General features: G+C 67.0%; 8 protein-coding genes. 4 read left to right on the top strand and 4 right to left on the bottom strand.

The features are described 5' to 3' along the window. Positions 1-57: 57 nt before the first annotated feature. Together VNN10_00105 and VNN10_00100 are read right to left on the bottom strand one after the other, a co-directional pair. Positions 58-348 (bottom strand): RNA-binding protein, encoded by a 291-nt coding sequence (locus VNN10_00105; GenBank protein ID HXH20403.1) that lies wholly within the window; start codon positions 346-348, stop codon positions 58-60. Between the two features lie 230 nt (positions 349-578). Then, a complete protein-coding gene (locus tag VNN10_00100) occupies positions 579-1,538 on the bottom strand; it encodes a dienelactone hydrolase family protein (protein ID HXH20402.1) in 960 nt (319 codons plus the stop codon). A 209-nt stretch (positions 1,539-1,747) separates the two neighbouring features. Here VNN10_00100 and VNN10_00095 point away from each other — a divergent pair, with 209 nt between their 5' ends. The 4 genes from VNN10_00095 to VNN10_00080 all read left to right on the top strand — a co-directional run bounded on the left by VNN10_00095 (position 1,748) and on the right by VNN10_00080 (position 5,165). Continuing rightward, on the top strand, positions 1,748-2,176 hold the full coding sequence (locus VNN10_00095; protein ID HXH20401.1) for a VOC family protein: 429 nt from the start codon (positions 1,748-1,750) through the stop codon (positions 2,174-2,176). Beyond that, positions 2,169-2,531, top strand: coding sequence for a 4a-hydroxytetrahydrobiopterin dehydratase (locus tag VNN10_00090; protein ID HXH20400.1), 363 nt, complete (start codon positions 2,169-2,171; stop codon positions 2,529-2,531). Before VNN10_00095 ends, VNN10_00090 begins: the two co-directional genes overlap by 8 nt. Positions 2,532-2,713: 182 nt before the next feature. After that, positions 2,714-3,658 (top strand): PHB depolymerase family esterase, encoded by a 945-nt coding sequence (locus VNN10_00085; GenBank protein HXH20399.1) that lies wholly within the window; start codon positions 2,714-2,716, stop codon positions 3,656-3,658. Between the two features lie 88 nt (positions 3,659-3,746). After that, positions 3,747-5,165 carry a DUF3179 domain-containing protein gene (locus VNN10_00080; GenBank protein HXH20398.1) on the top strand — a complete coding sequence of 473 codons (1,419 nt, stop codon included), beginning with the start codon at positions 3,747-3,749 and terminating at the stop codon, positions 5,163-5,165. 26 nt (positions 5,166-5,191) lie between these two features. Here VNN10_00080 and VNN10_00075 read toward each other — a convergent pair whose 3' ends face one another. Both VNN10_00075 and VNN10_00070 read right to left on the bottom strand, forming a co-directional pair. Further along, the gene (locus VNN10_00075) at positions 5,192-6,466 is read right to left on the bottom strand and encodes a CoA transferase (GenBank protein ID HXH20397.1); all 1,275 of its coding nucleotides are present in this window, start codon (positions 6,464-6,466) and stop codon (positions 5,192-5,194) included. 141 nt (positions 6,467-6,607) lie between these two features. Further along, positions 6,608-6,851, bottom strand: a 244-nt coding sequence (locus VNN10_00070; protein HXH20396.1) for a hypothetical protein, incomplete at its 5' end; no start/stop codon positions are given.

Here is a 6,851-nt window from a genome sequence, read left to right as displayed (position 1 = left end):
CTCGCCGCCCTGGCCCTCACGCCGTTCGTGCCACTGACCGAGCGCCGGGATTAGCGTCTAGCGCCGGCCGTAGCCTCCGCCGCCGCCACCACCGCCGAAGCGCGGTCGCTCGCGGGCCTCGTTCACGCGCAGCGCCCGCCCACCGAACTCCTTGCCGTCGAGCGCCTGCACGGCCTTATCGGCGTCGGCATCCGCCATTTCGACGAAACCGAAGCCGCGCGGACGGCCCGTCTCCCTGTCCTGCGGCAAAGACACATCGATTACCTCGCCGTGGGCCGAGAACAGCCTGCGCACCTCGTCCTCGGTCGCGGAAAACGGCAAGTTACCTACGTAGATCCTTTTCGACATTCCACCCTCATCCGACCCACGGTCGCCAATTGTCCTTCCTTGCGGAAGGACCTACGTTGCTGCTCAGGGTCAGACGGGGAGCCGCTTGCACCAGGGGGGTTGCGAACCGCGTAGCCTCGACAGTCCTGAACAGGTCTCGACAATCTCAGTCTAATGACGCCTCATAGAGCGGACAAGCACGGCGTCAAAGCTTGATGAAACTGTTACAAGTCGCCATGCGAAAGCGGAGGTCACCCGCGCAGGTGCTGGCGGAACCAGGCGAGCGTTATCTGCCAGGCGTCCTTCGCGGCGGCTTCGTTGTAGCTTCCGCCCGTGTCGTTGAAGAAGGCGTGGTTGGCGCCATCGTAGACCTTGATCTGGAAGGTCTTGTTGGCGGCGCGCAGCCGTTCCTCGACCTGCGGCGCCTGGCTCGTGATGCGCGTGTCGTTGCCCCCGTAGATCACGAGCATAGCGGCGTTCGTCTCACCCAGGCGGTCGAGCACGCGCTGCGCCGTACCGTAATACGGCACGGCTGCCTTGATGTCCTTGCTGGCGACAGCCAGCTCGAAGGCGTAGCCTCCTCCAAAGCAGAAGCCCGTAACGCCGAGCGCACCCGCGCGCACGAACGGCTGCTGCTTGAGGTACTCCACGCTCGCCACGAGGTCCGCGACGAGGTCCTCCGGGCGGGTGTTCGTAAGCAGCCCCGGCGCCTGGGCCGCGTCCGTCGGCGTCCCGCCCTGGCGCGACAGCAAGTCGACGGCCAGCCCCACGAAGCCCTCCTTCGCGTAGCGCCGAGCGATGTCACGGATGTGCTCGTTCAGGCCCCGGTTCTCGTGGATGATCACGATGGCGGGGAACGCAGTGCCGGTGGCCGGCCGTGCGAGGTAAGCCTTGATCTCCGAGGCAGGACCACGATAGCTCACCTCGCGCACCTGGATTGCGCCGTCCGAAGGCTGCACGGTGACACCGGGGCCAGTCGCTGGCGGCGGTGTGGGCGAGGGCGGCTCTCGCGTCGCGGTCGGCGCTGGCTCGTCCGCGGAGTCGCCACAGCCGAGGGCAAGGAGCACACTCGCCGTCAGCGGGATGCTCCCCGTGACGTAGAGCACCTTGCGCAGCAGATCACGCCGGGACAGATCATGCTCTTTGTACTCGTCCGCGAACTCCTCCACTACGTAGCGCTGATAGACATTCAGGGAGTCGAGCGGGTTCAAGATCACCTCCAGCGGTCGGAAGATTCAGAGCTATTAACTCCTACGAGCCGGGAACGCGGATCGGTTTCCCCGCTAGTCCCTCCGCCCATCGTTCTCATATCGAAGTGGGTAACACCAGGTCTTGCGGCCCTCGCTGGCTTCGAGACGCGCGCCGGTATACGCGGAGGAGTCATTTTCGAGCGCAGCGCCGACCGGCGTACAATTTCAGCATGAGCGAAAGCGGGCAGTCCGGCCGTGAGGACTTCGAGCACAAGTTCTTCTTCGGCGTTGTCCCCGTGTTCCTGGTCGACGACGTCATTCCTACCGTGGAATACTACAGAGACGTCCTCGGCTTCGAGGCTGACTACGTCTACGGCGACCCTCCGCACTACGGCAGCGTCTCCCGCGGTAACGCCGTCTTCAACTTCACCCGCTCGGAGCCACCGGGGCGGCGGAACAGCGTCCTGCGCGCCGGGCCAGGCAGCGGCGTCGACGCGTATATCGTCGTCAAGGACGTCGACGACCTCTTCGAGGAGCTGAAGGCGCGAGGGGCCCAGCTGCGCACCTCGCCCGCCTCCCACGACTACGGCATGCGCGAGTTCAAGCTGGAAGACTGCAACGGCTACATCATCGCCTTCGCCGAGGAGATCGATGTCTGAAGCGGGCTCCGCCGCGGGCGCCGGCCTCGTAGGCCGACATTGCGTGGCCTGCGAGAAGGGCACGCCGCCCCTGACTGAAGCCGAAGCCGCCCTCTACCTGCCGCAGGTCCCGGGCTGGGAGCTGCGTGAGGGCAAGTCGCTGCGGCGGCGCTTCCGCTTCGCGGACTTCAGGAGGGCCATGGACTTCGTGAACCAGGTCGCGGCCGCGGCCGAAGAAGAGGGCCACCACCCTGATATCTACATCTCCTATGACCGCGTGCGCATCGACCTCACCACGCACGCCATCGGCGGCCTTTCGGAAAACGACTTCATCATGGCGGCGAAGATCGACGCTATCGCCGCTGGAGACGGGTGACGCGGCGTCTTCGGAGCAGCCAGCCAGCGCATCCAAATGCCCCGAGCCGCAGGCGCGAGCGGGCCGACCTTCGCGGCCTCGTGGCGCGGGGCCGTCCGCGGTCGAGCCGGCGCGGGCTAATCCCATGGCTCCTTAATGGAAGTCTCATGGCGTCCTAATCTCAGTGGCCGAATACTGACTCGATGAGTCGCGCCTGGCACTTCCCTCCCGCGCTGGCGGTCTTCGCCCTCCTGGCCTCCTGCGCGGTCTTGCTCGGCGCCTGTCGCGACAAGGAGGGCGCCTCGCCCATCGGCCAGGCCGCCGGGCCGCCAGGCCTGAGCGAGGGCTCCATTGCGTCGGGTGGCAGGCAACGCACGTACCGCCTCTACGTGCCGGCGTCCCTCGACCCGCGACGGCCCGCCCCCCTTGTCGTCGCGCTGCACGGCGGGCTCGGTACGCCGGCCCAGTTTGCCGCAAACTCCAGCTTCGATGCCGCTGCCGAAGCGCACGCCTTCATCGTCGTCTACCCCGCAGGTGTCGGCCGCACGTGGAATGGAGGCGCCTGCTGCGGGCAGGCCGCGCGCCAGAGTGTCGACGACGTCGCCTTCATCGCAGCCCTCATCGACCACCTCTCGGCGCGATACAGGATCGACCCCAACCGCGTCTTCGCGACCGGACACTCGAACGGGGGCATAATGGCTTTTCGCCTCGCCTGCGAGCTCGCCGACAGGGTTGCGGCTGTAGCGCCGGTCGCCGCCTCCCTCGAAGTCGACTCCTGTTCCCCGTCCCGGCCCGTCGCAGTGTTGGCAATCCACGGCGACGCGGACCTGAACCATCCCCTCGAGGGCGGGGCCGGCCCGAACTCCATCGCGGGCGTGCCGTTCAACTCGCTCGCCGCCTCCATGGAGTCGCTACGTCGCGCGAACGGGTGCTCCGCAACGCCGGAAGTGCGCCGGGAGGGGGCCATCACGACCACCACCTGGAAGAATTGCCGCGAAGGCGGACATACGGAGCAGAAGGTCATCGCCGGGGCCTCGCACGCCTGGCCGGGCGGCGATCCGAGGACCGCCGGGCCGGGCGGCACACCGAGTCCTGTCCTGGACGCCACCACGGCAATCTGGGCCTTCTTCGCTGAGCACGGACGTTAGTCTGCTCCTCGGCCCGCGGACTCGCCCTGTGCGAAGCCGTCGTAAGTTTCGTAATACATGCCCGCCCACGCCGGCGTAAGTTAGGCACGTGAAGGGCATCGCCTTCCTCTTGCTCCTGCTGCTCCCGGCCTGTTCCGGCGACGGGCAGTCCCCGCCTTCGCTCGGGCCGCCCGCGGGCGCCTCCCAACCAGCCGCTGTCTCCCCGGTCGACCTCTCGACCGCGGACCTGGCCGCCCTCGTCACCTGGGAAGACCTCCTCCTGAGCGTCCGCGGCGAGGCTACGCCGGAGGGCGTCCGTCTACTCCGGGCGATGGAGGGCCGTCCCGAGTACGCGCCCTTCCTTTTCGACCTCGCCTTCCTGCCTACCCCTTACCGCGAAGAGGCCCTGCCCTTGCTCTTCGGGCGAGGTGGCGTCTACGGCGCCCAGAACTTCCTGCGCTTTGCCGAGGAGCGGGGCTTCAAGAAGCCCGAGGACGACCCTCCCGGCTATGTCGAGTTCAAGCAGCGACTCTTCTCGACGATCCAGAAGGAGATGGGCGCCTTCCTGGACCCGAAAGCGCCACGCCTGATCGCCGCGCAGGAGGTGATGTGGGGCGGCGTCGCTGTCGACGGCATCCCGCCGCTCAACGACCCCCGATTCGTCACGCCGGGCGAAGCCGCCCGCTGGATCAACCCTTCCGACCAGGTGATTGGCGTCGAGATCAACGGCGATGCCCGCGCCTATCCGCGGCGCATCATCGACTGGCACGAGATGGTGAACGACACCGTCGGCGGCGTGCCCGTGTCGCTGGCCTACTGCACCCTTTGCGGCAGCGCGATCCTCTACGACGGCCGGGCCGGCGGTACGGTATACCGGTTCGGCACCAGCGGCATGCTCTACCGCTCCAATAAGCTCATGTACGACCGCAACACGCGCACCCTCTGGGAGCAGTACACGGGCGAACCGGTCTGGGGACCTCTCGCGGGCTCGGGCATCAAACTCGACTTCCTGCCAGTCGTGCATACCACCTACGAGGGGTGGCTGCGCGACCATCCGGATACGAAGGTCCTGGACATCAACACCGGCTTCAGGCGCGACTATGGCCCCGGCGTCGCCTACGCCGACTACTGGGCGTCCGGCGACCTCATCTTCCCCGCCCCTGACCGGGACCCTGCGCTCCTGCGCAAGGACTGGGTGTACGCCGTGCGCCTCCACGGCGAAGCTGTGGCCTACCCCATCGCGCTGCTGGCGGAGCGCAGCGTGATCCACGACACGATCGGCCCCACGGCGGTCGTCGTGATCGCTACGGAGGACCGGAGCGGCGGGCGAGCTTACGAGTCCAACGGCCGGCGCTTCCGCCTCGAAGCCCCTGACCTCCTGCGCGCGGGCGACGGCTCGGCCTGGCGGATCACTGAAGCCGCGCTGGTATCAGATGACGGCTCTGAGTTGCGCCGGCTCCCCGGCCACAACAGCTTCTGGTTCGCTGTTACGAATCACGCGCCGCGCTGGCGCTTGTACGGCGAGTAGACGGTGTTAGCCGGCGGCTCCGCGCATTACTGGATGACGCCCCGCGCCCGCATGTCGGTGATCTCATCATCGCTGAAGCCCGCCTCGCGGAGGTAGCGTTCCGTATCGCGGCCCAGGGGCGGGGCAGCCCCCTGCGCCTCCATCCGCGTCTTCGACATCTTCAGGATGGGCGCCACCATCTTCTGCGGCCCCGACAACTCATGCTCGAGGTCCACCATCATCTCGTTCGCCAGCACCTGCGGCTCCTCGAACATGTCCTCCGGGAACTTTACGGGCGCCGCCGGCACGCCAGCTGCGTCGAAGATTGCCATCCACTCGTCCGTCGTCTTGGACCTGACGTGCGCCTCCACCTCCGCCACCTTCCTTCGCGCCTTTTCCTGCCAGGCCGGGTCGAAGGGCGCGAACTCAGGGTCTGCCACCCCGAGAAAGTCCGTCTCGAGGGCAGCTCTAACCTTCGCCCAGAGGGTCGGAGACAGGGCCCCGATGGCGAGAGCGCCGTCCTTCGTCAGGTAGGTGCGGTAGTAAATGTTGCCGCCGATTGCTCGCAGCGGGTTCCGCGCCTCCACCATCTCCTTGAAGGAGGCGCCTTCCTTCTGCATTTGCCGCCTCCGCTCGCGCGCGGGCGCGCGCAACGCGGCGTCCGCCAGCGGGTGCTCCATGACGGCAGAGCCCTGGAAGGCAAGCGCCGTCGCCAGCAACGTGGTCTCGACCATCTGGCCCTCGCCGGTGCGTTCGCGGTGAAACAGCGCTGAGGTTACGGCCCAGGCGATTGCGAGCCCGGTGCCGTAGTCGGCGATCGCAGTCGACGTGATCCAGTCCGGTCGCCCGTCCTCGGCGAACTTGCCTTCGCCCACCATGAGCCCGGATGCCGCCTGCACGACGATGTCGTATCCGGGGCGCTGAGCCCAGGGACCCTTGCGCCCGAAGGCCGTGTTGTCCACGTAGATCAGGTCCGGCCGGATGGCAGAGAGAGTCGGGTAATCGATGCGCAGCTTGGCCGCGACATCTGGCCGGTAATTGATGACGACGACGTCGACGGTCGGCATGAGCCTGTGGATCGCCTCCTGGGCCTTCGGGTCTGCGAGGTCCAGGACGAGGGACTTCTTCCCCCGGTTGAGCTCCTGGTAGGTCTTCGACTCACCCGGCATGAACTGGGAGAAGAGGCGCCACGGTTCGCCGTTTGGCGGCTCCACCTTGATAACCTCGGCCCCCTGGTCGGCCAGCATCATGCAGCCGAAGGGCCCAGCGATGATCTGCGTGAACTCCAGGATGCGAATTCCGTCGAGCGGTCCCGATGCCATGTCCTCAATGCCTCCTGACGCCGGTTGCAGTGATTATTCAGGCAAGCGCTCACGAGGGCAACAAAGGCGAAGCCAGGGACACGAAAGGCGTGACGGGAGAAGCTAGCGACGACGAGAAAGCAGATGGGGCAAGATGCGGTGTCAGGCGGCCGCTTCGTCGTCCGAGGCAAGCTCCCGGAGCGCGGCCATGGCCACGGCAGAGCAGTCCGAGACCGAGCCGAAGAAGGCAACGTAAAGGTCGTTATCTTCGGCCACCTCCCCGAAGACCTCGCGCGGCTCGACGGAGGGGTCGAGCATCAGGACGCAGAGGACGCCGCGTACGCTGCCGGGATGGCGCGAGGCCTCCTCCAGGATGTGCGCGGTGCGGAGCAGAAGGCGGCGTTCG

Source organism: Dehalococcoidia bacterium (genome assembly GCA_035574915.1).
In the GTDB taxonomy this organism is placed as follows: Bacteria; Chloroflexota; Dehalococcoidia; order DSTF01; family WHTK01; genus DATLYJ01.
This window is presented reverse-complemented; position numbering and strand designations above follow the sequence as displayed.